The 24,662-nt window shown below is 69.1% G+C and carries 25 protein-coding genes; 20 read left to right on the top strand and 5 right to left on the bottom strand.

From position 1 onward, the window contains the following. Positions 1-219 precede the first annotated feature (219 nt). The 8 genes from EV685_RS18830 to EV685_RS18795 all read left to right on the top strand — a co-directional run bounded on the left by EV685_RS18830 (position 220) and on the right by EV685_RS18795 (position 6,668). Positions 220-1,482 (top strand): HD-GYP domain-containing protein, encoded by a 1,263-nt coding sequence (locus EV685_RS18830; protein ID WP_130483593.1) that lies wholly within the window; start codon positions 220-222, stop codon positions 1,480-1,482. Between the two features lie 90 nt (positions 1,483-1,572). Next, complete coding sequence (locus EV685_RS18825) at positions 1,573-2,451, top strand: class I SAM-dependent methyltransferase (protein WP_242615671.1); 879 nt, start codon at positions 1,573-1,575, stop codon at positions 2,449-2,451. 33 nt (positions 2,452-2,484) lie between these two features. Next, a complete protein-coding gene (gene motA, locus EV685_RS18820; RefSeq protein WP_130483592.1) occupies positions 2,485-3,342 on the top strand; it encodes a flagellar motor stator protein MotA in 858 nt (285 codons plus the stop codon). Positions 3,343-3,351: 9 nt separating this feature from the next. Beyond that, positions 3,352-4,323: a flagellar motor protein MotB gene (gene motB, locus EV685_RS18815; RefSeq protein ID WP_130483591.1), complete on the top strand. Its 972-nt coding sequence runs from the start codon at positions 3,352-3,354 to the stop codon at positions 4,321-4,323. A gap of 100 nt (positions 4,324-4,423) precedes the next feature. After that, entirely contained in the window at positions 4,424-4,822 is a 399-nt protein-coding gene (cheY, locus tag EV685_RS18810; RefSeq protein WP_130483590.1) for a chemotaxis response regulator CheY, read from the top strand. A gap of 16 nt (positions 4,823-4,838) precedes the next feature. Beyond that, on the top strand, positions 4,839-5,471 hold the full coding sequence (locus EV685_RS18805; protein WP_130483589.1) for a protein phosphatase CheZ: 633 nt from the start codon (positions 4,839-4,841) through the stop codon (positions 5,469-5,471). 58 nt (positions 5,472-5,529) lie between these two features. Continuing rightward, positions 5,530-5,796, top strand: a complete 267-nt coding sequence (locus tag EV685_RS18800; protein ID WP_130483588.1) for an acyl-CoA-binding protein — start codon at positions 5,530-5,532, stop codon at positions 5,794-5,796. A gap of 98 nt (positions 5,797-5,894) precedes the next feature. Then, positions 5,895-6,668 carry a ferredoxin--NADP reductase gene (locus EV685_RS18795; RefSeq protein WP_130483587.1) on the top strand — a complete coding sequence of 258 codons (774 nt, stop codon included), beginning with the start codon at positions 5,895-5,897 and terminating at the stop codon, positions 6,666-6,668. Between the two features lie 151 nt (positions 6,669-6,819). Here the strand turns inward: EV685_RS18795 and EV685_RS18790 are convergent, their stop codons facing one another. Together EV685_RS18790 and EV685_RS18785 are read right to left on the bottom strand one after the other, a co-directional pair. Next, a complete protein-coding gene (locus EV685_RS18790; protein WP_130483586.1) occupies positions 6,820-7,131 on the bottom strand; it encodes a c-type cytochrome in 312 nt (103 codons plus the stop codon). Positions 7,132-7,331: 200 nt separating this feature from the next. Next, the gene (locus tag EV685_RS18785) at positions 7,332-8,210 is read right to left on the bottom strand and encodes an amidohydrolase family protein (RefSeq protein ID WP_130483585.1); all 879 of its coding nucleotides are present in this window, start codon (positions 8,208-8,210) and stop codon (positions 7,332-7,334) included. Positions 8,211-8,381: 171 nt separating this feature from the next. Between EV685_RS18785 and EV685_RS18780 the strand changes: the two genes are divergently transcribed. The 9 genes from EV685_RS18780 to EV685_RS18740 all read left to right on the top strand — a co-directional run bounded on the left by EV685_RS18780 (position 8,382) and on the right by EV685_RS18740 (position 19,227). After that, positions 8,382-9,209 (top strand): crotonase/enoyl-CoA hydratase family protein, encoded by an 828-nt coding sequence (locus EV685_RS18780; RefSeq protein WP_130483584.1) that lies wholly within the window; start codon positions 8,382-8,384, stop codon positions 9,207-9,209. After that, on the top strand, positions 9,206-11,119 hold the full coding sequence (locus tag EV685_RS18775; protein WP_130483583.1) for a feruloyl-CoA synthase: 1,914 nt from the start codon (positions 9,206-9,208) through the stop codon (positions 11,117-11,119). Before EV685_RS18780 ends, EV685_RS18775 begins: the two co-directional genes overlap by 4 nt. A 25-nt stretch (positions 11,120-11,144) precedes the next feature. Then, positions 11,145-11,933 (top strand): SDR family NAD(P)-dependent oxidoreductase, encoded by a 789-nt coding sequence (locus EV685_RS18770; protein WP_130483582.1) that lies wholly within the window; start codon positions 11,145-11,147, stop codon positions 11,931-11,933. Between the two features lie 126 nt (positions 11,934-12,059). After that, on the top strand, positions 12,060-13,199 hold the full coding sequence (locus EV685_RS18765) for an ABC transporter substrate-binding protein (RefSeq protein WP_130483581.1): 1,140 nt from the start codon (positions 12,060-12,062) through the stop codon (positions 13,197-13,199). Between the two features lie 70 nt (positions 13,200-13,269). After that, entirely contained in the window at positions 13,270-14,307 is a 1,038-nt protein-coding gene (locus EV685_RS18760) for a branched-chain amino acid ABC transporter permease (RefSeq protein WP_130483580.1), read from the top strand. A gap of 1 nt (position 14,308) precedes the next feature. After that, positions 14,309-16,099 carry a branched-chain amino acid ABC transporter ATP-binding protein/permease gene (locus tag EV685_RS18755; protein ID WP_130483579.1) on the top strand — a complete coding sequence of 597 codons (1,791 nt, stop codon included), beginning with the start codon at positions 14,309-14,311 and terminating at the stop codon, positions 16,097-16,099. Positions 16,100-16,118: 19 nt separating this feature from the next. After that, complete coding sequence (locus tag EV685_RS18750) at positions 16,119-16,880, top strand: ABC transporter ATP-binding protein (protein ID WP_130483578.1); 762 nt, start codon at positions 16,119-16,121, stop codon at positions 16,878-16,880. Then, on the top strand, positions 16,877-18,688 hold the full coding sequence (locus tag EV685_RS18745) for an acyl-CoA dehydrogenase family protein (protein ID WP_130483577.1): 1,812 nt from the start codon (positions 16,877-16,879) through the stop codon (positions 18,686-18,688). The genes EV685_RS18750 and EV685_RS18745 overlap by 4 nt, the downstream gene beginning before the upstream one ends. Before the next feature lie 65 nt (positions 18,689-18,753). Further along, a complete protein-coding gene (locus EV685_RS18740; RefSeq protein WP_242615670.1) occupies positions 18,754-19,227 on the top strand; it encodes a MarR family winged helix-turn-helix transcriptional regulator in 474 nt (157 codons plus the stop codon). 12 nt (positions 19,228-19,239) lie between these two features. Here the strand turns inward: EV685_RS18740 and orn are convergent, their stop codons facing one another. Beyond that, positions 19,240-19,815 carry an oligoribonuclease gene (gene orn, locus EV685_RS18735; protein WP_130483576.1) on the bottom strand — a complete coding sequence of 192 codons (576 nt, stop codon included), beginning with the start codon at positions 19,813-19,815 and terminating at the stop codon, positions 19,240-19,242. A 95-nt stretch (positions 19,816-19,910) separates the two neighbouring features. Here orn and EV685_RS18730 point away from each other — a divergent pair, with 95 nt between their 5' ends. Next, positions 19,911-21,188 carry a M48 family metallopeptidase gene (locus EV685_RS18730; protein ID WP_130483575.1) on the top strand — a complete coding sequence of 426 codons (1,278 nt, stop codon included), beginning with the start codon at positions 19,911-19,913 and terminating at the stop codon, positions 21,186-21,188. After that, a complete protein-coding gene (gene rsgA / locus EV685_RS18725) occupies positions 21,185-22,102 on the top strand; it encodes a ribosome small subunit-dependent GTPase A (RefSeq protein ID WP_130483574.1) in 918 nt (305 codons plus the stop codon). Before EV685_RS18730 ends, rsgA begins: the two co-directional genes overlap by 4 nt. Before the next feature lie 92 nt (positions 22,103-22,194). Here the strand turns inward: rsgA and EV685_RS18720 are convergent, their stop codons facing one another. Continuing rightward, a complete protein-coding gene (locus EV685_RS18720; RefSeq protein ID WP_130483573.1) occupies positions 22,195-23,094 on the bottom strand; it encodes a LysR family transcriptional regulator ArgP in 900 nt (299 codons plus the stop codon). 81 nt (positions 23,095-23,175) lie between these two features. On the opposite strand from EV685_RS18720, the gene EV685_RS18715 reads away from it, so the two are divergent. Beyond that, positions 23,176-23,847 carry a LysE/ArgO family amino acid transporter gene (locus EV685_RS18715; protein ID WP_130483572.1) on the top strand — a complete coding sequence of 224 codons (672 nt, stop codon included), beginning with the start codon at positions 23,176-23,178 and terminating at the stop codon, positions 23,845-23,847. Positions 23,848-23,874: 27 nt separating this feature from the next. On the opposite strand, the gene EV685_RS18710 is transcribed toward EV685_RS18715, so the two are convergent. After that, positions 23,875-24,630 carry a sulfurtransferase gene (locus EV685_RS18710; RefSeq protein ID WP_130483571.1) on the bottom strand — a complete coding sequence of 252 codons (756 nt, stop codon included), beginning with the start codon at positions 24,628-24,630 and terminating at the stop codon, positions 23,875-23,877. Positions 24,631-24,662 lie beyond the last annotated feature (32 nt).

Below are 24,662 nucleotides of genomic sequence, written 5' to 3'. Positions count from 1 at the left end.
CCTGAAGGCCGCGCGCGCCACCCGAGTGCTTCAGAACCCTTCCGAGCTTCTCCCGAGTTTCTTGCTTGTCTCCTCCTCCTTGCATCGACGATGCAATTCACGGGCCCTTCGGGGCCCGTTTTTTCTTGGGCGTTCCGCAAGGCTTGGGCAAGATGACTTAAACATGCCATCAAGTCCCCCAGAGTGGTAGCCGATAGATGTTGCATCTTCGGAATTCACATGGCCCTGATCGTCCTCCACCCCCGCTACCTGGCGCTGAACCAGCCGCTGCCCTTCCGCATCTTCGACGGACGGGGCCTGCTGCTGCTGCCCAGCGGGATGAAGATCGAGCTGGAGAGCCGGCTGCAGGCCTTGCGCTCGATGCCGCTCTACATCGACGAGACCGAGGCAGCGCCCTGGTTGCGGGTGGCCGATGAGACGGCCGAGTCGCTGATGCTGCGCAACGCGACGCTGCAGGACATCTCGATCGCGCGGCGCAAGGAACCGGTCAGCGGTCGCAGCGCACCGGCCCGGGATGCCCTGGTCGGCGCCCACAACCCCGACCGCGGCACCCCGTCGGCCAGCTTCGACGTCGGCCTGGCCGAGCGCTGGGAAAGCCTGATGCGGCAGATCAACGGCGCCTTGACGGACGCCTCGCCCGAGAGCGACTGGGTGATCCGGCTGCATGCCGCCCTGTCCCAGGGCATTGCGCTGGCCGAACGCAAGCCCAACGAGGTGCTGTTCCTGCTGATCCAGCACGCCGGCCACGAGACCCGCCAGTACAGCGCCCACCACGCGGCGCTGTGCGCGACGGTCTGCGCCCAGGTCGCCCACACGCTGAAGTGGAGCGCCGACGACCGCGAGACCCTGACCATGGCCGCGATGACGATGAACGTCGCCATGACCGGTCTGCAGGACACGCTGGCCCGCCAGAAGGATCCGCTGACGGCTGAGCAGCGCGAGCGTGTCGACCAACACAACCTGCGCTCGGCCCAGCTGCTGGCCGCGAGCGGCGTGGGCGATCCGCGCTGGATCAAGATCGTGCGTCTGCACCACGACGCCAGCCTGCTGACCACGCCGCTGGCCTCGCTCGACCCGGCCCAGCGCATGGCCCGGCTGCTCAATGTGGTCGACCGCTTCACCGCCAAGATCAGCCGCCGCGCCGGTCGCCCGCCGATGTCGCCGCTGGCCGCCGCGCGCGCGGCCTGCGTCGGCCCGGACGGCCAGCCTGACGAGTACGGCAGTGCGCTGCTGCGCACGCTGGGGATGTACCCGCCGGGCAGCTATGTGCAGCTGGTCGGCGGCGAGGTCGCCGTGGTGATGGCCCGCGGCGAACGCGCCAACGAGCCGCGCGTGGCCGTGCTGGTCGGCAGCAGCGGCCTGCCGCTGCCCCAGCCGGTGTTGCGCGACACCTCGTCGGCCAGCCGCAAGGTCGTGGCCGCCGTGCCTGTCGACGAGGTGCGGGTGCGCCTGAACCATGAGGCGCTGATCGAGCTGCTTTGAGCGGTCGCCGGCCGGCATCACCGGAATTGGCCGGCTGGCACCCCCTTGCACCGCGCGTCGGGCCCGGCCGCCCTCGGGCATAACCTGGGGATGCGCACGACGCTCCCTTTTCCCCCCCTGCCCTGGCCCGCACCCGCCCTGCTGCTGTGGCTGGCCTGCGGACTCCTGCAAGGCTTGCTGCAAGGTCTGGGCGCGCCACCAACGCTGGCCACGCTGACAGCGGTCGGCCTGGGCGCCGCCGCCGCGCGGCTCGCCGATGCGCCATGGCGGCGCTGGATGCTGGCGCTGGGCTGGCCGGCCCTGAGCCTGGCCAGCGGCCTGTCCACCGGCGTGCCGGCCTGGGCCTGGCTGCTGCCGCTGATGCTGCTGCTGCTGGCCTACCCGCTGCGCGCCTGGCGCGACGCGCCGATGTTCCCGACCCCCGCCGATGCGCTGGACGGCCTGGCCGAGCTGGCGCCCCTGCCGGCCAATGCCCGCGTGCGCGACGCCGGCTGCGGCATGGGCCACGGCCTGCAGGCGCTGCGCGCCAGCTACCCGCAGGCCCGCCTCGAAGGCATCGAATGGAGCCTGCCGCTGCGGCTGCTGGCCGGCCTGCGCTGCCCGCAGGCCAAGGTCTGGCGCGGCGACCTGTGGGCCGACCGCTGGGACGGCCTGGCCATGGTCTACGTCTTCCAGCGGCCCGAAAGCATGGCCCGCGTCTGGGCCAAGGCCAGCGCCGAACTGGCGCCCGGCAGCTGGCTGGTCAGCCTGGCCTTCGAGGTGCCGGGCATCGCGCCCACCGCGAGCCTGCCGGCAGGTCCGATGCGCCGCCACGCTGTGTGGCTCTACCGCATGCCCGCCGAACGGGCCGATGCGGCCGCGCCGTCACCGAATTCACGCCTGACCCGATCTGGACAAGTCGCGCCTCAAGTGAACGGCGCGCCGTCCCGATATGCAAGACATGCCACGTCCGCCACGCGCCCCGCGTGAGGCCGGCAACCCGCAAACGGAAAGACTCCCACCATGTTCGTCATCGTCGGCTGGCTCGTGGCCATCGGCTGCATCTTCGGCGTGTACATCATTCACGGCGGCAACATCGGCGTGATCCTGAAGGCCCTGCCCTTCGAGATGATCACCATCTTCGGCGGCGCGCTGGGCGCCTTCGTGGCCAACAACCAGCCCAAGGTGCTGAAGGCCACGATGAAGGGTCTGGGCGCCTGCTTCAAGGGCTCGAAGTACAGCAAGGCCCGCGCGATGGACCTGCTGGCGCTGCTCTACGACATCCTGCAGAAGACCCGCAAGGAAGGCCTGATGTCGATCGAGAAGGACATCGAGGACCCGCACAGCTCGGCGCTGTTCCAGAAGTACCCGGTGGTGGGCAATGACCACCACGTCAGCGAATTCATCACCGACTACCTGCGCATGATGGTCTCGGGCAACCTCAATGCCCACGAGATCGAGTCGCTGATGGACACCGAGCTGGAGACCCATCACCACGAGGCCCACGGCGCGGCCGCCGCGATTGCCCGGCTGGCCGGCGCGCTGCCCGCCTTCGGCATCGTCGCCGCCGTGCTGGGCGTCGTGAACACCATGGGCTCGGTCGGCCAGCCCCCGGCGGTGCTGGGCGGCATGATCGGTTCGGCCCTGGTCGGCACCTTCCTGGGCATCTTGCTGGCCTACGGCTTCGCCGAGCCGCTGGCCGGCCTGCTCGAACAAAAGATCGACGAGGACGGCAAGGAGCTGCAGTGCGTCAAGACCACGCTGCTCGCTTCCATGCAGGGCTACGCGCCACAGATCGCGATCGAGTTCGGCCGCAAGGTCCTCTACTCCACCGAGCGGCCCACGTTTGCCGAGCTCGAGAGCCACGTCAAGAAGAAGTGAGCACCTGAAATGGCTGGCGACGCGAAGAAACTTCAACCGATCATCGTCAAGAAGATCAAGAAGGGCGGCCACGGTGCCCACGGTGGCGCGTGGAAGATCGCCTATGCCGACTTCGTGACGGCGATGATGGCCTTCTTCCTGCTGATGTGGCTGCTGGGCTCGACCAGCGAAGGCGACAAGAAGGGCATCCAGGACTACTTCCAGAACCCGCTGAAGGTCGCCATGGCCGGCGGCACGGGATCGGGCGATGCCACCTCGATCATCAAGGGCGGCGGCACCGACATCACCCGGCAAGGCGGTCAGGTCAAGAACGGCGACATCGACGAAGAGAGCCGTCGGCGCGCCCAGCAGTCGATGAAGCTGGCCCAGGCCAAGGCCGAGCGCGAGCGTCTGGAGACGCTCAGCCAGAAGGTCAACGACGTGATCGACGCGTCGGCGAAGTTGTCGGCCTTCAAGAACCAGATCCGGCTGGACATGACCCGCGACGGCCTGCGCATCCAGATCGTCGACGAACAGAACCGGCCGATGTTCCAGAGCGGCGATGCCAGCGTGCAGCCGCACATGCGCGAGATCCTGCGCGCCATCGGCAGCGTGCTGAGCGAGGTGCCCAACAAGCTCACGCTCGAAGGTCACACCGACGCCAAACCCTTCCCGGGCGGCGAGCTGGGCTACAGCAACTGGGAGCTGTCGAGCGACCGGGCCAACGCCTCGCGGCGCGAGTTGCTGCTCGGCGGGCTGGCCGATGCACGCGTGCTGCGTGTCCAGGGCCTGGCCGCCAGCGTGCCGTTTGACCGCGCCGACACGCTCAACCCGATCAACCGGCGCATCAGCATCATCGTGATGACCCGCGAAGCCGAAGACCGTTTCTTCCAGGGCGGCGACGCCCCCGAGCCCGAGCCGCAGGAGCCCGAACAGGCCCCGCTGGTCGGCCCACCCCGCATCGTTCCCGAGCATTCAAGGCCGCAGCACAGCAGCCGATAAACCGGACAGGTGGTGCACCGGCCGCTAGCCGGGCGCCCACACCTGACCCGTCCAAACCGCACCGTTTCGATCCTCTTTCCCGAACGTCAAGGACCCCGCCATGACCCACGCATCCGATCTCAAGTTTCTGGTTGTCGACGACTTCTCGACCATGCGCCGCATCGTGCGCGGGCTGCTCAAGGAAATGGGCTGCAACAACGTCGAAGAGGCCGAGGACGGCCAGGTCGCGCTGAACATGATGAAGAACAGCCGCTTCGACTTCGTCGTCAGCGACATCAACATGCCGGTGATGAACGGCTTCGACCTGCTCAAGGCGATCAAGGCCGACGAGACCCTCAAGCATGTGCCAGTGCTGATGGTCACGGCCGAGGCCCGCAAGGAAGACATCGTGCTGGCGGCCCAGAGCGGCGCGGCCGGCTACATCGTCAAGCCCTTCACCAAGGCCACGCTGGAGGAGAAGGTCACCAAGATCATGCAAAAAATGTCCGCCACGGCGTGAACCCAGGGAGAGCACCATGAGGATCGAAGACCTGACCAGCATGACGCCCACCGAACCGGTGATGGCATCGCCCGAGGTGTTCCAGCAGATCGGCGCGATCACGCGGCTGCTGCACGACACGATGCAGCAGCTCGGCGTGATGCCCAAGCTGCAGATCGCCACCGACGGCATCCCCGATGCGCGCAGCCGGCTGACCTACATCGCCAACAAGACCTCGGACGCCGCCAACCGCGTGCTGAACTCGGTCGACCAGGCCAAGATGGAACACCAGCGCATCAGCGCCGACACGCGCGAGCTGGCCCGTTCGCTGGTGGCCGATCCGGTCAAGGCGGTGGCCACGGGCGCGGTGCTGAACTTCGCCCATGACGTCGAGGCCGCAACCGCCCGCATCGACCAGCACCTGACCGACATCATGCTGGCGCAGGACTTCCATGACCTGACCGGTCAGGTGGTGGCCAAGGTCGTCGCCCTGACCAATGACCTGGAAGACGCGCTGGTCAAGCTGCTGGTCCAGGTCGTGCCGCCGGACCAGCGCGAGAAGGTCGACAGCAGCATCCTCAACGGCCCGGTGGTGAGCCCGGAAGGCCGCGCCGACGTGGTCAAGGACCAGTCCGAGGTGGATGACCTGCTGGCGAGCCTGGGGTTCTGACGGGACCGTCCTAGACTGCGCGGCTCGTCCAACCCAAGCGCCGAAAGGCCCTTCGTCCATGACCGACACCGCCGATCTCAAGACCCTGTTCGACGCCGCCGTGGCGCAGTCCCGCCAGCTGCCGGAGCGGCCGGACAACCGCACGCTGCTTCGCCTCTACGCGCTGTTCAAGCAGGGCAGCGACGGCGATGTCAGCGGCGATCGCCCCGGCATGACCGATTTCGTCGCCCGCGCCAAGTACGACGCGTGGGCCGAACTGGCCGGCACCGATGCGGCCACTGCGATGCGCGGTTATATCGATCTGATCGAAGAGTTGAAGGGCTGAAACCGCCCTACGGGTATCCTCTAGGGTTCGCCGCCGGCCCCGCCGGGCGGCCCCGAGCGTCCCCTTTTTTCCTGCAGCCGCGCGCCGCGCCCGTCGTCATGAAACCGTTCAACGAAGAGACCGTGACCGAGGTCCACCACTGGACCGATCGCCTGTTCAGCTTCACCACCACCCGCGATCCGGCCTTCCGGTTCTCCAACGGACACTTCGTCATGATCGGCCTGCCGGTGAACGGCAAGCCGCTGCTGCGGGCCTACAGCGTGGCCAGCCCGAACTGGGCCGAGCACCTGCACTTCTTCAGCATCAAGGTGCCCGAAGGCCCGCTGACCTCGCGGCTGCAGCACCTGAAGGTGGGCGACAAGATCCTGGTCGGCCGCAAGCCCACCGGCACCCTGCTGATCGACTACCTCAACCCCGGCAAGCGGCTCTACCTGTTCGGCACCGGCACTGGCCTGGCGCCCTGGCTGAGCATCATCCAGGACCCGGAGACCTACGAGCGCTTCGAGAAGGTCGTCGTCGTGCACGGCTGCCGTCAGGTCAACGAGCTGGCCTACCAGGATCTGTTCCTCAAGGAACTGCCCAACCACGAGTTCCTCGGCGAGCTGGTCAAGGACAAGCTGGTCTATTGCCCGACCGTGACGCGCGAGCCCTTCGAGCGCCAGGGCCGCATCACCGACCTGATCAACGACGGCCGGCTCTGGAACGACTTCGGCCTGCCGCCGCTGGACCCCGGCGCCGACCGCGTGATGATCTGCGGCAGCCCGGCCATGCTGCGCGACCTCAAGCACATGCTGGAGGAGCGCAAGTTCAGCGAAGGCAGCACCACCAGTCCCGGCGACTTCGTGATCGAGCGCGCCTTCGCGGAACAATGATGTCAGCCCCTCGCTCGACGGGTACGTCGAGCGATCCCCCAAGGGGATACGGGCCGGCTTGGGGCGGCCCGGCGCTCGGCCCGCTGACATCGTTCACCCATGAAAAAACGCGGCCTCGGCCGCGTTTTTTCTTGCACGCAGCAACAGCCGCTTATTTCACCGCCGCGAGCATGTGGTCGAGCGCCGCGCCGATCTCCTCGTCGCTCAGCTTGGGGTTGCCGGCCTTGGGCGGCATGGCGCCCTTGCCCTTGATGGCGCTGGCCAGCATCGCGTCGCGGCCGGTGGCCACGCGAGGGGCCCAGGCGGCCTTGTCGCCCATCTTGGGCGCATTGGCCAGGCCGGGCACATGGCACATCGCGCAGTTGGCGTTGTAGACGGCGGCGCCGTCGGCGGCCTGGGCCGGGGCAGCGGCCAGCAGCGCGCACAGGGCGGCGGCCGACAGGGTGGCGGTGGAACGGAACATGGGATCTCCTCGGTCGGATCGGGTCAGGTCGGAGGGCGAACGGCCGCCCGGGGCGTTCGCTTTCGCAATGCCCGTGCCCGACGAGGATGCGGTCGCCGCCCCTCCCGGCACCCCGCTCGCGCCCGGGTAGACCCGCATCGACTGCGCCATCCATGGACAGCGCCCGCCGGGCCTGCCGCAGGCCGGCGCGCCAATCGGGATCAGGCGCCGGACGTGCCGCCCAGTCCCAGCAGGCGCTTGGCGTTCTCCTTGAGGATCAGCGGCTTGACCTTGTCCTTGAAGCCGGCCTCGTCGAAATCCTTCATCCAGCGCTCGGGCGTGATCAGCGGGTAGTCGCTGCCGAACAGCATGCGGTCCTTGAGCAGCGTGTTGGCGTACTGGACCAGCTGCGGCGGGAAGTACTTCGGGCTCCAGCCGCTCAGGTCGATCCAGATGTTGGGCTTGTGCAGCGCCAGGCTGAGCGCCTCGTCCTGCCACGGCCAGCTCGGGTGGGCGATGACGATCTGGATGTCGGGGAAGTCGATCGCGACGTCCTCAAGCAACATCGGGTTGCTGTTCTGCAAGCGCAGACCACCGCCGCAGCGCATGCCGCTGCCGATGCCGCTGTGGCCGCTGTGGAAGATGGCCGGCAGCTTGTGCTCGGCGATCACCTCGTAGAGCGGCCAGGCCATGCGGTCATAGGGCAGGAAGCCCTGCACGGTCGGATGGAACTTGAAGCCCTTGACGCCGCATTCCTCGACCAGCCGACGGGCCTCGCGCGCGCCCATCTTTCCCTTGTGCGGATCGATGCTGGCGAAGGCCACCATCATGTCGGCGTTCTCGCGCGCGGCGTCGCAGATCTCCTCGTTGGGGATGCGCCGGCGGCCCAGCTGCGACTCGCTGTCGACCGTGAACATCACCAGCCCGATCTTGCGCTCGCGGTAGTAGGCGACCGTCTCGGCAATCGTCGGCCGGCGGTCCGAGCCGAAGTACTTGTCGGCCGCACGGTCGTATTCCTCGCCATAGCTGTCGAAGGGATTGCGACAGGACACCTCGGCATGGGTGTGGATGTCGATGGCGATGAGTTCGTCGGTCTTCATGGTCGGCCTCTAGAGACTGTCTTTGCTTGCATTCTGAAAGCATTTCCACCCCCAGCACCAAGGGTTTACCCGTAACAAACCACCTGTCAATCGACAGAATCAGGGTTTACACGGGATTTCTGCGGGGTCGATTTACTTATGCTTCGCAACTAGATTGATGCCCGAGGACCCATGAACGCGCCCACCCAGACCCTGCCCGCCGCCCAGCCTGTCGAAGGTCTGCTGGCTGGCCTCGACCTGCTGGAGATCACCCGCCACGGCGTGGTCCTGCAGCTGCGCCTGAACCGGCCGGCCAAGCGCAATGCGCTGTCCGATCCGCTGATCCAGCAGATGCACACCGCCTTCGTGAACCTGCCCGAAGACATCCGCGCGGTCGTCATCAGCGGGGCGGGCGAACACTTCTGCGCCGGGCTGGACCTGTCCGAGCTGGTCGAACGCGACATCGGCTCGGGCGTGCTGCATTCGCGCATGTGGCATGCCGCCTTCGACGCGATCCAGTTCGGCCGCGTGCCGGTGATCGCCGCGCTGCACGGCGCGGTCGTCGGCGGCGGGCTGGAACTGGCCTCGGCCTGCCATGTGCGTGTCGCCGATGACAGCACCTATTTCGCGCTGCCCGAGGGCAGCCGGGGCATCTTCGTCGGTGGCGGCGGCTCGGTGCGCATCCCGCGCCTGATGGGCGTCGCCCGCATGACCGACCTGATGCTGACCGGCAGGGTCTATTCGGCCGCCGAGGGCGTCGCCGCCGGCCTGGCCCAGTACCAGGTGCCCACCGGCACCTCGCTGGACAAGGCGCTGGCGCTGGCCACCCGGGTGGCCGGCAATGCGCCGATGTCCAACTACGCCGTCATGCACGCGCTGCCGCGCATCGCCGACCAGTCGCAGGACCAGGGCCTGATGACCGAGTCGCTGATGGCGGCGGTGGCCGAGAGCACACCCGAGGCGCAGGACCGCCTGCGCGCCTTCCTCGACAAGCGCGCCCCGAAGGTCAAGCCGACATGAACACACCGGTCGCTCCCCAAGCCGCCCCGCAGCCCGCCCCGCGCATCCGCGAGACCCGCTTCGGCGGCGCCGTCGACGCCCGCGCCGAGACCCGCGCCGACGGCAGCGTGCTGCTGCAGTCGACCGAGCCGCTGCGCTGGTATCCCGAGCGCCTGACCGACGCGCTCGAACAAGGCGCCGCCCAGGCGCCGGACCGCAGCCTGGTGGCCCAGCGCGTGCGCCAGAGCGATGGCAGCCGGGGCGACTGGCGCCATGTCAGCTATGCGCAGATGCTGCAGCGCGCCCAGGCGATCGGGCAGGCGCTGGTCGACCGCGGCTTGAGCGCCGAGCGGCCGGTGGTGATCCTCAGCGACAACGACATCGAGCACCTCAGCCTGGCGCTGGGCGCGATGTGGGCCGGCGTCGCCTACGCGCCGATCTCAAGCGCCTACTCGCTGGTCTCGCAGGACTTCGGCAAGCTGCGCCACATCCTGGCCACGCTGACGCCCGGGCTGGTCTTCGCCAGCGGTCCGGCCTATGCACGGGCCATCGCGGCCTGCGTGGGCAGCGATGTCGAGGTGGTGCTGACCGAAGGCACGCTCGACGGCCGCGCGGTCACGCCCTTCGAGGCCCTGCTGTCGACCCCGCCGGGGGCGACCGGTGCCGCAGCCCATGCGGCGGTCGGCCCGGACACCATCGCCAAGTTCCTGTTCACCTCGGGCTCGACCAAGCTGCCCAAGGGCGTCGTCAACACGAACCGGATGCTCTGCGCCAACCAGCAGATGATCCGCCAGTGCATGGCCTTTCTGGCCGATGAGCCGCCGGTGCTGGTCGACTGGCTGCCCTGGAACCACACCTTCGGTGGCAACCACAACGTCGGCATCGCGCTCTACAACGGCGGCACGCTCTACATCGACGAGGGCAAGCCAACGCCAGCGGGCATGGCCGAGACGCTGCGCAACCTGCGCGAGATCTCGCCCACCGTCTACTTCAACGTGCCCAAGGGGCTGGAAGAACTGGCCAGCGCCGCCGAACACGACGACGCCCTGTGCCGCACGCTGTGCGCGCGCCTGAACGCCTTCTTCTTCGCCGGTGCCGGCCTGTCGCAAGCTGTCTGGGATCGGCTGGATCGCCTGGGCGAGCGGACCCTGGGCCACCGCGTGCCGATGATCAGCGGCCTGGGCATGACCGAGACCGCGCCGTCGGCGATGTTCGCGGTCGGTGCGGGCCAGAGTGCCGGCAGCATCGGCCTGCCGGTGCCGGGCGTGGAGGTCAAGCTGGTGCGTCAGGGCGATGGGCCCTGGGACAAGACCGAGGTGCGCTTCCGCGGCCCCAACGTCATGCCCGGCTACTGGCGCGCACCCGAACAGACCGCCGAGGCCTTCGATGCCGAGGGCTATTACTGCACCGGTGACGCGGTCCGCTTCATCGACCCGGAGCGGCCCGAGCGCGGCCTGCGCTTCGACGGCCGCATCGCCGAAGACTTCAAGCTCTCGACCGGCACCTTCGTCAGCGTCGGCCCGCTGCGCGCCCGCGTGATCGCCGCCAGCGATCCCTGCGTGCAGGACGTGGTGGTGACCGGCCTGAACCGCGACGAGATCGGCGCCTTGCTGTTCCCGAGGCTGGACGCTTGCCGCCGCCTGGCCGGCCTGGACGCTGCCGTGCCGGCCCCGGAGGTGCTGCACCACCCGACGGTGCGGGCCTTCTTCCAGCGCCTGGCCGATGGCCTGTGGGCCAGCGGCACCGGCAGTGCCAACCGGGTCGCGCGCCTGCATGTGCTGGCCGAGCCGCCGTCGATCGACAAGGGCGAGGTGACCGACAAGGGCTCGATCAACCAGCGCGCGGTGCTGCAGCACCGCGCCGCGCTGGTCGAGGCCTTGTACGAGGGCGGCGAGGCCGATCCCTTCGTGATCCTGCCGCAGCGCGCTTGATGGACCCGGACGAGAGGACAACCCCATGAAGATCGAAGCACAGGTGGCGCTGGTCACCGGCGCCGGCTCCGGGCTGGGCGCGGCGGTCGCGCAGGCCCTGGCCGCACGCGGCGCGAAGGTGGCGTTGCTCGACGTCAACGAGGCCGGCGCGCAGGCCGGCGCCGCCGCGATCAACGACCGGCATGGCGCCGGGACCGCGCTGGCCTGCCGCTGCGACATCACCGACAGCGCCAGCGTGACGGCCGCGCTCGATGCCGTGCAGGCCACGCTGGGCGCGCCGCGCCTGTTGATGAACATCGCCGGCATCGGCAGCGCCAAGCGTGTCATCCAGCGCGACGGCTCGCCCGCGCCGCTGGAGGACTTCGAGCGGGTCGTGCGCATCAACCTGATCGGCACCTACAACATGACCCGGCTGGCCGCCGCCCGCATCGCGGCGCTGGCGCCCGTCACCGCCGACGGCGAACGCGGCGTGATCGTCAACACCGCCTCGGTCGCGGCCTACGACGGCCAGGTCGGACAGGAGGCTTATGCCGCGTCCAAGGGCGGCGTGGTCGGCCTGACGCTGCCGCTGGCGCGGGATCTGGCGCAGTGGGGCATCCGGGTCAGCACGATCGCGCCGGGCCTGTTCGCCACGCCGCTGATGAACGAACTGCCCGAGCCGGTGCAGCAGTCGCTGGCCGCATCCATCCCCTTTCCCAAGCGCCTGGGCCAGCCGGACGAATTTGCGGCGCTGGCCTGCCACATCGTCGAGAACGGCCACCTCAACGGCGAGGTGATCCGGCTGGACGGCGCCTTGCGCATGGCGCAACGCTGAAGCCCGCCCACACCCCCTGTTCCCCGTCGACCGGCCACAAACACTTTTGACCGACCGGTCGGACAACTACCGATGGACACCCGCCCGTCAACCACGGCACATTGCCGCCACCTTGCTGGAGACAACATGACAAACGTCATCAAACAGATCGCCGCCGCCGCGCTGATGGTGCTGGCCGGCACCGCCCAGGCCGACATCAACATCGGCGTGAGCCTGCCGCTGACCGGCCCGGCCAGCGGCCTGGGCCTGCCGGTCCAGAACGGCGTCAAGCTCTGGCCGACGAGCATCGCCGGCGAGAAGCTCAATGTGGTCATCCTCGATGACGCTGGCGACCCGACCAAGGCGGTGCAGAACGCCAAGCGCTTCGTCAGCGAGGACAAGGTCGACCTGGTGGTCGGCTCGGTCGCGACGCCGGCCGCCATCGCCATGGCCGACACGGTGGCCGAATCCGGCACCGTGCAGATGATGATGTCGCCCGCCGCGTTGCAGGCCGGCAAGGACAGCTGGGCCTTCCGCCTGCCGCAGTCCAACGCGGTGATGTCGCATGCGGTGCTGCAGCACATGAACAAGCAGGGCATCAAGACGGTCGGCTTCCTGGGCTACACCGACGCCTACGGCGAAGGCTGGCTCAAGGACTTCCAGGCCGAGGCCACCGCCATGGGCCTGCCGATCAAGTTCGTCGCGGTCGAGCGCTTCGCGCGGGCCGACACCTCCGTCACCGGCCAGGCGCTCAAGCTGGTCAGCGCCAACCCGGACGCGATCCTGATCGTGGCCTCGGGCTCGGGCGCGGCGATGCCGCACAAGGCGGTCGTCGAGCGCGGCTACAAGGGCAAGATCTACCAGACCCACGCGGCCGCCAGCCGTGACCTGATGCGCGTGGGCGGCAAGGACGTCGAAGGCGCCTTCGTCGTCTCCGGCCCGGCCGTCGTCGCCGACCAGCTCAGCGACAGCCACCCGTCCAAGAAGATCGCGCAGGACTTCATCACCCAGTACGAGAAGGCCTACGGCGCGGGCAGCCGCAACCAGTTCGCCGGCCATGCCTACGACGCCGCGCTGGTGCTGCAGAAGGTCGTGCCGGTGGCGCTGAAGAAGGGCAAGCCCGGCAGCAAGGAGTTCCGCGCCGCGCTGCGCGAGGCCATCGAGTCGATGGGCCGCACGGTGGTCTCCCACGGCGTGCTGAACTACACCAAGGACAACCATTGGGGCTTCACGACCGAGACCGGCGTGATCCTCAAGGTCGTCAACGGCGACTGGAAGGTCGAATAAACCCGGCCGGTGACGGCGCAGCGCCCAGCCGGGCGGGCGCCGTGCCGGTCTTCTCTCCGCCGGAGCCTTCATGGACTTCACGATCGCCAGCATCCTGGCGCTGGACGGCATCACCAATGGCGCGGTGTACGCGCTGCTGGCGATGGCCACCGTGCTGCTGTTCGCCGTCACCCGGGTGATCTTCATCCCGCAGGGCGAGTTCGTCGCCTACGGGGCGCTGACCCTGGCCATGCTGCAGCTCGGGCAGACGCCCGGCACGGTCTGGCTGCTGCTGCTGATGGCCGCCGCCACCGCGCTCATCGAGACGGCACAGGGCTGGCGCAACCATGTCGGCGCCGGGCGGCTGGCGCGCAACGCGGCGGTCACGCTGGCCTGGCCGGTGGTGATCGCCGTGATCGCCGCCTGGGCCGCGCCGCGTCAATTCCCGCTGGTGGTGCAGGCGCTGCTGGCGCTGGCGATCGTCACGCCCATGGGCGGTCTGCTCTACCGGCTGGCCTATGAGTCGCTGGCTGACGCGACGGTGCTGGTGCTGCTGATCATCTCGGTGGGCGTGCACTTCGCGATGACCGGCCTGGGCCTGCTGTTCTTCGGCGCCGAAGGCTTCCGCAACCCGAGCTTCTGGGACGAGCGCTTCAGCCTGGGCGCGCTGACGCTGAGCGGCCAGACGCTGATCATCTTCATGGTCACGGTCGCTCTGATCGTCATGCTGTGGCTGTTCTTCGAACGCACGCTGCGCGGCAAGGCCTTGCGGGCCACCGCCGTCAACCGGCTGGGTGCGCGGCTGATGGGCATCTCGTCGACCGGCGCGGGTCGCTTGAGCTTCACGATGGCGGCCTTCATCGGCGCGCTCTCGGGCTTGCTGATCGGCCCGACCACGACGGTCTTCTACGACAGCGGCTTCCTGATCGGTCTGAAGGGCTTCGTCGCCGCCGTGTTCGCCGGCCTGTCGAGCTACCCGCTGGCGATGGTCGGCGCGCTCGGCGTCGGCATCCTCGAATCGTTTGGCTCCTTCTGGGCCAGCGCGTTCAAGGAAGTCATCGTGTTCACCGCGATCTTGCCGGTGCTGCTGTGGCGCAGCCTGCGCGATCCGCACCCCGAGGAGGAATGAGGTGCTCTTGCGCAACCGTCTTTTCCTGGCCCTGGTCGTCCTGCTGGCAAGCCTGCCGGTGCTGCCGGTGCCCGAGTTCTGGATCACCCAGCTCAACTATGTCGGCCTGTACGCGATCGTCTCGCTCGGCCTGGTGCTGCTGACCGGCGTGTCCGGCCTGACGTCCTTCGGGCAGGCCGCCTTCGTCGGCCTGGGTGCCTACACCTCGGCCTGGCTGTCGACCGCGCATGGCGTGTCGCCCTGGCTGACGCTGTGGGTCGGCGTGGCCCTCACCGTGGTGGTGGCGCTGGTGCTGGCGGCGATCACGCTGCGCATGTCCGGCCACTACCTGCCGCTGGCGACCATCGCCTGGGGCCTGTCGCTGTACTACGCCATGTCCAACATGGAGTTCCTGGGCAAGTACGACGGCATCCTGGGCGTGCCGGCGATGAACCTGTTCGGCATCAGCCTGGCCTCCGGGCGCAGCTACTACTACCTGATCTGGCTGGTGGCGCTGCTGGCGGCGATCGCGGTGATCCACCTGCTGGACTCGCGCGCCGGCCGGGCCATCCGTGCGCTCAAGGGCGGCACGACGATGGCCGAGGCCATGGGCATCTCGACCTACCGCTACAAGGTGCTGGTGTTCGTGATCGCGGCGGTGCTGGCCGCCGTCTCGGGCTGGCTGTTTGCGCACTTCCAGCGCACCGTCAACCCGTCGCCCTTCGGCCTGAACAAGGGCATCGAATACCTCTTCATGGCGGTGCTCGGCGGGGTCGGCCACGTCTGGGGTGCCTTCACCGGCGCGGCGGTGGTCAAGCTGGTCGAGGACCAGTTGCAGGTGATCCTGCCCAAGCTCTTCGGCGGCAACGGCAACTACGAGATCATCGTCTTCGGCATCGTCTTGGTGGTGGTGCTCAAGGTCGCGCCGCAGGGCCTGTTCCCTGGTCTGGCCAAGGCCTTCGGCGCGATCGCCGGACGCTGGATGCCGCCGACTCAGCGGGTGCGCGACTGGGACGGCGCCCCGGCCCTGCCCGAGCGCGACAAGCCCGTGGCCGGCGAGCTGCTGCTGGACGTGCAGGCGGTGCGCAAGCAGTTCGGCGGCCTGGTGGCCGTCAACGATGTGAGCTTCACGATCCGGGCCGGCGAGATCATCGGCCTGATCGGGCCAAACGGCGCGGGCAAGTCCACCACCTTCAACCTGATCACCGGCGTGCTGGGCCTGACACGCGGGCAGGTGCTGTTCCGCGGCCAGCCGGTCGGCGGCCTGAGCTCGCGCGAGATCGCCGAGCGCGGCATGTCGCGCACCTTCCAGCACGTCAAGATGCTGCCGGACATGACGGTGCTGGAGAACGTCGCGCTGGGCGGCTACCTGCGCAGCCGCCACGGCGTCTTCGCGGCCATGCTGCGGCTCGATCGCGACGAGGAGAAGCGCCTGTTCGCCGAGGCCGAACGACAGCTCGCCCGCATCGGCATGGCCGGCCAGATGCACGAGCTGGCGGGCAACCTCGCCCTCGGTCCGGCCCGGCTGATGGAGATCGCCCGCGCGCTGTGCACCGACCCGGCGCTGCTGCTGCTTGACGAACCGGCCGCCGGCCTGCGCCACAAGGAGAAGCAGGCCCTGGCCGAGGTGCTGCGCCAGCTCAAGGCCGAGGGCATGAGCATCCTGCTGGTCGAACACGACATGGACTTCGTCATGAACCTCACCGACCGCATCGTCGTGATGGAGTTCGGCACCAAGCTGATCGAGGGCACCCCGCAGGACGTGCAGCAAAGCCCTGCCGTGCGCGCCGCCTACCTCGGCACCGAACACTGAAGATCCGGGAGTCCCCGCGATGAGCGAACTGCTGTTGTCCGTCTCGGACCTCCACGCCGGCTACGGCCGCGCCGAGGTGCTCTCGGGCCTGAACCTGCGCATCGCGCCGGGTCAGGTCGTCACCGTCATCGGCCCCAACGGCGCCGGCAAGTCGACCACGCTGAACGCGCTGATGGGCGTGCTGCCCTCGCGCGGCAAGGTGGTCTTCGATGGCGAGGACCTGGCCCACATCACGCTGGAAGAGCGGGTGATGATGGGTCTGGCGCTGGTGCCGGAAAAGCGCGAGCTGTTCTCGACCATGGCGGTGGAGGACAACCTGGTGCTCGGCGCCTATCGGCATCTGCGCCAGATGCGTCAGGGCAACGCCCGCTGGCGCGACAAGCTCGACGAGGTCTACACGCTGTTCCCGCGCCTGAAGGAACGCCGCGTGCAGCTCGCCGGCACGCTCTCGGGCGGCGAGCGCCAGATGCTGGCGGTGGGCCGCGCGCTGATGAGCGGCCCGAAGCTGCTGATGCTCGACGAGCCCAGCCTTGGTCTCGCGCCGCTGATCGTGCGCGAGATCTTCCGCATCATCTCGACGCTCAAGGCCACCGGCGTGTCCATCCTGCTGATCGAGCAGAACGCCCGCGCCGCGCTGGAAGTGGCCGACCATGCCTACGTGCTGGAGACCGGCGCGATCGCCCTTGAAGGCCCGGCCGCCGAACTGGCCGGCGACCCGCGCGTGATCGAGACCTACCTCGGCGCGCAGAAGAAGCCGGACCCGGCAGAGGCGGCCGGATGAGCCGCTACACCCCGCCGCTGGACGACTGGCGCTTCGTCATCGAACACGTCATCGACGCGCCCGCGTCCTGGCGCGACTTGCCCGCCTTCGCCGATCTGGACGGCGAGACCGCCGCCGAGGTGCTGGCCCAGGCCGGCCGCTTCGCCGCCGACGTGCTCGCGCCGCTCAACGGCCCAGGCGACCGGCAGGGCTGCCGTTGGAGCGCCGACGGCGGCGGCACGGTGCGCACGCCCGACGGCTATCCCGCCGCCTGGCAGGCCTTCGTCGACGGTGGCTGGCCGGCGCTGGCCTGCGACCCGGAGGTCGGCGGACAGGGCCTGCCGCAGCTGCTGAACGCGGCGATGTTCGAGATGCTGATCGGCGCCAACCACGCCTGGACCATGTACCCGGGCCTGCTGCACGGCGCCTACGAGGCGATCAAGGCGACCGCCACACCCGAGTTGCGCGCGCGCTACCTGCCCAAGGTCGTCAGCGGCGAGTGGCTGGCGACGATGAACCTGACCGAGCCGCAAGCCGGCTCGGACCTGGGCCTGATCCGCAGCCGCGCCGAGCCGGTCGAGCCGCCGCCCGAAGGCCAGCAGCTGGCCAATGGCGCGGCGGTGCGCATCACCGGCCACAAGATCTTCATCTCCGGCGGCGATCAGGACATGAGCGCCAACATCGTCCACCTGGTGCTGGCCCGGCTGCCCGGCGCACCGGCCGGCACCCGCGGCTTGAGCCTGTTCCTGGTGCCCAAGTGGTTGCCCGACGAGCACGGTGGACACGGTCGTCGCAATGCGGCCCATTGCGACGGCATCGAACACAAGATGGGCATCCACGGCAGCGCCACCAGCCAGATGCGCTTCGAACAGGCCGAAGGCTGGCTGCTGGGTCAGCCCGGTGCCGGCCTGAGCGCGATGTTCCTGATGATGAATTCGGCCCGCCTGCACGTGGCCATGCAGGGCCTGGCGCACCTGGAATCGGCCACGCAGAAAGCCCTGGCCTATGCCCGCGAGCGGGTCCAGCTGCGTGCGCCGACGCGGCCGGACGAGGCAGCTGCATCGACCGGCGCCGATCCGATCGCCTGGCACCCGGCGATGCGCCGCATCTTGCTGGGCCTGCAGGCGCAGACCGAGGGCGCACGTGTGCTGGTGGGCTGGATCGGCGTGTTGCTCGACGAGTCCGAGCAGCACCCGGACGCCGACCGACGCCAGCGCGCCGGCGACCTGGTCGCCCTGCTGACGCCGGTCGCCAAGGCCTTCCTGACCGACCTGGGCCACCGCGGCGCCGACGAGGCGCTGGGCGTGCTGGGCGGTTATGGCTATGTGCACGAATACGGCATCGAGCAGATCGTGCGCGACAGCCGCATCGCCATGATCTACGAGGGCACCAACGAGATCCAGGCGATCGACCTGGTGATGCGCAAGTGGCTGGACACGCCGCGCCGCATGGATGCGCTGATCGAGGTGCTGCGCGCCGAAGTCGCCAGCGCCGCCGATCGGCCCGACCTGGCCGTCGAGGCGGCTGCGTTGCAGCGTCAGATCGACGCGCTGGTCGATGCCGGCACCCACCTGCAGGCGGCCCGCGCCCAAGGCGTCGACGCCGTGCTCGCCGTGGCCGACGATGCGCTGGCCGCTGTCGGCTGGACCCTGCTGTGCTGGGCCTGGCTGCGCAGCGCCAGCCGGGCCGACTGCCACGCGGACGCCGCCGTCGCACAGCGCAAGCGTGAACTGGCACGCTTTGGCTGCACCTGGCTGATGGACGGCCAGTCCGCACGCTGGTCACGGCTGCAACAATGGCAGCGGCCCCTGCCCTGGTTGCGATGCTGACCGGACCGGCGACGCAGGATGCTGCGCCGGGCATGGCCGCCCCAGCACTTCACGACGTACCCGACGTGCCATCCACCAAGAAGTCCCACCCCCACCGACGCGGCCTCGCCGAAGGCGCCCTGGCCGACATCCTCGGCTACCGCGTCGTGCAGGCGCAGATCGCCACGCATGCGCTGTTCATGCAGCACGTCGGCGACCCGATGGACCTGCGCCCGGTCGAATACACGCTGCTGCAGATGCTGCGTTCGAACACGCAGGTCACGCCCAAGCAGCTGGCCCAGAGCCTGGTGCTCACCGCCCCCAAGCTGACCATCCTGCTGGACCGGCTGCAGGAACGCGGCCTGATCACGCGGGTGCGCAGCGACACCGACGGCCGCTCGCAGCATGTGCTGCTGACCGACGACGGCGCGGAACTGGCCCAGCGCGGCAGCGAGCAGGCGGTGCTGCTGGAGATGAGCCTGCAGGACGTGCTCACGCCCGGCGAGCGGGCCATCCTGATGGAGCTGCTGCAGAAGGTCGCGGACTCGCGCCGGGGCTAGCAGCGGCCGGCTTCAGATCTTCAGGAGGTGCTCGCGGTAGTAGAGCAACTCGTCGATCGACTCGTGGATGTCGGCCAGCGCGGTGTGCTTCTGGTGCTTCTTGAAGCCGTCCATGATCTCGGGCTTCCAGCGCTTGCCCAGTTCCTTCAGCGTCGACACGTCGAGGTTGCGGTAGTGGAAGAACGCTTCGAGCTTGGGCATGTAGTTGGCGAGGAAGCGGCGGTCCTGGCAGATGCTGTTGCCGCACATCGGCGAGATGCGCGCGCCGACATAGCCCTTGAGGAACTCGATGACCTGGGCCTCGGCCGCCGCCTCGTCGATGGTCGAGGCCTTGACCCGCTCGGTCAGGCCGCTCTTGCCATGCGTGCCGCGGTTCCAGGCGTCCATGCCGTCGAGCACGGCGTCGCTTTGGTGCACGGCGATCACCGGGCCTTCGACACGCACCTGCAGCTGCGCATCGGTGACGACCACGGCGATCTCGATCACGCGATCGGTCATCGGATCAAGCCCGGTCATCTCCATGTCTATCCAGATCAGGTTCTGGTCATGGCGGGGCAGGCTGGGCGGGCTCGTGGTCACGTCGGTCATCGGGAACTCCATGTGTTCAGCGGGGAATTCTCACACGCAGGCCCCGGCGGACCTTGGTGCAGCGGAGGTCGAAAACGATCGGTGAGAATCGATGCATGACCGCGCCCTTCGTCACCACCGTCTTTGTCTGTGCCCTGCTGCTGATGCTGGCCGTGCGCTTCTGGCTCATCAGCCGGCAGATCCGCCACGTCGCCGGCCACCGCGCCACGGTGCCCGCAGCCTTTGCTGGCACCGTCACGCTGGCGGCCCATCAGAAGGCGGCCGACTACACCATCGCACGCCAACGTTTCGAGCTGCTGGGAACGGCCTGGAGCGCCGCCCTGTTGCTCGGCTGGACGCTGCTGGGGGGGCTCAATGCCCTCAACGTCTGGCTGCTCAACCACCTGCAGCCCATCGTCGGTGACCTCGGCTATCAGGTCGGCCTGATCGTCGCGGTGACGCTGATCGGCTCGCTGCTGGACCTGCCCTTCGACCTCTGGCGCACCTTCCGCATCGAGCAGCGCTTCGGCTTCAACCGCATGACCCTGGGCCTGTGGCTGCGGGACCAACTGATCGGCGGCCTGGTGGGCTTCGCCATCGCCGTGCCGCTGCTGGCCCTGTTGCTGACGCTGATGGGCCGCGCCGGCTCGGCCTGGTGGCTGTGGGCCTTCGGCGTGCTGGCCGTGTTCACGCTGGTCATGCAGGTGCTCTACCCGACCGTGATCGCGCCGCTGTTCAACAAGTTCCAGCCGCTGACCGACACCGTGCTGGCCGAGCGGGTGCAGGCCCTGATGCAGCGCTGCGGCTTCAAGGCCCAGGGCTTCTACGTGATGGACGGCAGCAAGCGTTCAGCCCATGCCAACGCCTACTTCACCGGCTTCGGATCGAGCAAGCGGGTGGTGTTCTTCGACACCCTGCTCGAACGCCTGTCGGCCGACGAGATCGAGGCCGTGCTGGCCCATGAGCTGGGCCACTTCCACCATCGCCATGTGCCCAAGCGGCTGGTGAGCGTGATGGGCGTGTGGCTGCTGAGCCTGGCCCTGCTGGGCTGGCTGATGAACCAGCAGGCCTTCTACGCCGGCCTGGGCGTGATGCCTGACCTGATGGCGCCCAACCACGGCCTGGCGCTGGTGCTGCTGATGATGGTCGGCCCGGTGTTCGGCTTCTTCGTCAGCCCGCTGACCGCCACGGTCTCGCGCCGGCAGGAGTTCGAGGCCGATGCCTATGCCTGCTCGCAGGCCCCGGCACAGCACCTGTCAGGCGCGCTGCTCAAGCTCTACGAGGACAACGCGGCCACGCTCACGCCCGATCCGATCTACGTCAAGGTGCACTACTCGCACCCGCCGGCCAGCGAGCGACTGGCGGCCATGCACGCACAGGCGCAAGCCGCGTGAGCCGCCACCAGGAACTCGACGTCGCGCTGGTGGTCGCCGGCCACGGTCGCCACTACCTGCTGGAGACGCCTGAAGGGCGCGAGATCAAGGGCCATCCGCGCGGCAAGAAGAGCCAGTTGGTGGTCGGCGACCGGGTGCGCTGGCAAGTCACCGACGCGCGCGGCGACGAGGGTGTGATCGAGGCCATCGAGCCGCGCCGCAACCTGCTCTACCGGCAAGACGAGTGGAAGACCAAGTCCTTCGCCGCCAACCTCGACCGCCTTCTGGTGCTGGTCGCCGCCGAGCCGGTCTTCAGCGAGAGCCAGCTGAGCCGGGCGCTGATCGCCGCCGAGGAGGCGCGCATCGAGGTCGTCATCTTGCTCAACAAGATCGACCTGGACGGCCCCGCCGCCTTCGCCCGCGAACGCCTGGCGCCCTACAAGGCGATGGGCTACGAGGTGCTGGAAGTGGCGCTCAAGACCCGCCGCGAGGAAGCCCGCGCGCTGCTGGGCCCGCGACTGGGGACCGGCTCGACGCTGGTCCTGGGCCCGTCCGGCACCGGCAAGAGCACGCTGGTCAACCTGCTGGTGCCGGGCGCCTCGGCCGCCACCGGCGAGATTTCAACGGCCTTGAACTCCGGCCGCCACACGACCACCCACACCCGCTGGTACTGGCTGGACGAGGCCCGGCAGGCCGCGCTGATCGACTCGCCCGGCTTCCAGGAATTCGGCATCCGCCACATCGAGCGCGCCGAACTCGCCCGCTGGATGCCCGACCTGCTGCCCTTCCAGGCCGACTGCCGTTTCACCAACTGCAGCCACGACCATGAACCGGGCTGCGCCGTCCGCGCCGCCGTCGACCGCGGCGCGATCGCGGCGAGTCGTTACCGGATCTACCTCGAGCTGGGCGAGGAGCTGACGCAGAAGCGGTGGTGAGGGGAGCGGTGAAGCAGGCTGGGGTCCGGTGGCTGTCGGCAGCAGCCCAACCCGAACCGGGTTGACAGCGCCCGGGCCGATCCGCCCCGCCCTCACTGCTGCAGCGTGCCCTCCGCCGCGCGCAGCATGCAGGCGCGCAGCGTGTGCACGGTCTCGGAGTCGAGCCGCCAGCTCTGCCAGTACAGCGGCACGTCGATGCTGTGGCCCGGGCTCAGGTCCACCAGACGCCCGCTGGCGATGTCATCGACGACCAGCGGCAGCGGGTGCAGGCCCCAGCCCAGGCCGGCGCGGGCGGCGTCCATGAAGGCGTGGGTGGACGGCAGCCACCAGACCGGCGGGTGCGGGTCCACGTCGCCCAGCAGCTCGCGCAGGAAGCGGTGCTGGAGCTGGTCCTTCTGGTTGTAGACCAGCATCGGCGCTTCGGCGAAAGCGGCCTGCAGGTCGCGGCCCTGGAAGTGGCGTTGCTGGAAGGCCGGGCTGGCCAGTGCGTGATAGCGCATGCTGCCCAGCGGGTCGACGCGACAGCCCGCCACCGGTTCGGCCGAGGCCGTGACGGCCGCGAACACCGTGCCCGAGCGCAGCCATTCGCGCGTGTGGTCCTGATCGTCGACGTGCAGCGCGACGGTGTCGCCGCTGCGGGCATGGAAGTCGGCCAGCGCCGGGATGATCCAGGTGGCAAGGCTGTCGGCATTGACGGCCACGCGGATGCTGCGGCCGCGCTTGGAGGCGGCGTCGCCCAGCGGTTGCAGGTCACGCGCGAGGTCAGACTCGAGCACCTCGATCTGCAGGAAGTGCAGGTAGAGCCGCGCGCCTTCCTCGGTCGCCGTCACCGGCGAGGTCCGCACCAGCAGCACACAACCGAGTTTTTCCTCCAGCGCGCGGATGCGTTGGGAGACCGCCGACGGGGTCACGTGCATTTGCCGGGCGGCGCGTTCGAAACTGCCTTCGCGCAACACGGTGGCCAGGGCGCGCAGGGCTTGGAGGTCGAGCATGGCGGGTTCCGTAGTTCAGCTAATGGATCGTTAGAAAGTTTAGCTGTACTTCAGTGAACCGCAGCCCTAGCCTTTCCCCCCATGGACACCTGGAACGCTCCCACCTTTCTGCTCGGCATGGCCACCAGCTGGGGCCTGATCGTCGCCATCGGCGCGCAGAACGCCTTCGTGCTGCGGCAGGGTCTGCGCCGCGAATGGGTCGGCTCGGTGGTGCTGGTTTGTGCCTTGACCGACATCGTGCTGATTGCCCTGGGCGTGGCCGGCCTGAGCTGGGTCTCCGGCGGCCTGCCGTGGCTGGTGCCGGCACTGACCGCCGTCGGCGTGGTCTTCCTGGCCAGCCACGGTATCGCGGCGGCGCGGCGGGCCTGGCGGCCGGTCGATGCGACGGCCATCGATGCGTCGACCGGCTCGGCCATCCCGGTCAGCCGCCGGCGCATCGTGCTGCAGGCCGCCGCCTTCAGCTGGCTCAACCCCCACGCCTGGCTGGACACGACCGTGCTGATCGGCTCGCTGGCGCATGCGCAGCTGCAGGCGCAAGGGCCCGGCGCCAACTGGGTCTTCGCCGGTGGCGCGATGAGCGCCAGCGCGCTCTGGTTCACCACGCTGGCCTGGGCCGCCGGCAAGCTCGCGCCGTGGTTCCAGCGCCCGCAGGCCTGGCGGGCCCTGGACGCCGGCATCGCGCTGATGTTGCTGGGCCTGGCCGCCGGGCTGGCGCACATGGCCTGGCAGGGCTGGCAGGCCATCCCCGCATGAGCCATCCCCGCGTGAGCCGGGCCCGGATCAGGCGGCCGGGCTGACCGGCAGAGGCTCCAGCCGCGCACCGAGCGTCTCGCGCTCGTCGAACACGAAACAGTGGCCACGCCAGCCCGGCGCGCCGTCGGTCTGCTCGAAGTACTTGAGGATGCCGCCTTCGAGCTGGTAGACCGCATCGAGCCCGGCCTGCTGCAGCACGATCGCCGCCTTCTCGCAGCGGATGCCGCCGGTGCAGTAGCTCACGATGGTCTTGCCGACCAGCTCATCGCGGTGCGCCGCGACGGCAGCGGGGAACTCGCTGAACTTGGACAGGCGCCAGTCGATCGCACCGTCGAAGGCCCCGGCGTCGACCTCGAAGGCGTTGCGGGTGTCGAGCGTGACGACCGGTCGGCCGGCATCGTCATGACCCTGGGCCAGCCAGCGCGCCAGATCCTGCGGCGTGACGCTGGGGGCCCGTCCGGCTTCCGGCCGGATCGCCGGCTGGTTCATGCGGATGATTTCCCGCTTGACCTTGACCCGCATGTGGCGGAACGGGGTGGCTGCGCTCCAGCTTTCCTTGGGCGCCAGATCGGCCAGCCGCGGGTCGGCGCGCAGGTAGTCGACAAAGGCGCGCGCGCCGGCTTCCGGTCCGGCCACGAAGAGGTTGATGCCCTCCTCGGCCAGCAGCACCGTGCCCTTGAGGCGGCAGGCGACCGCCTGGCCCTGCAGGGCGCCGCGCCATTCGGCGGCGTCGGCGAGGGTGACGAACTTGTAGGCGGAGAGGTTCAGGATGGGCGTGTTCACCGGCCGGATTGTAAAAAGGGCCCTCCCTACAA

The sequence above is a fragment of the Sphaerotilus mobilis genome (assembly GCF_004216565.1).
Taxonomy (GTDB): Bacteria; Pseudomonadota; Gammaproteobacteria; order Burkholderiales; family Burkholderiaceae_C; genus Sphaerotilus; species Sphaerotilus mobilis.
Note: the sequence above shows the minus strand (reverse complement) of the source record. Positions and strands in the feature narration are given on the sequence as shown.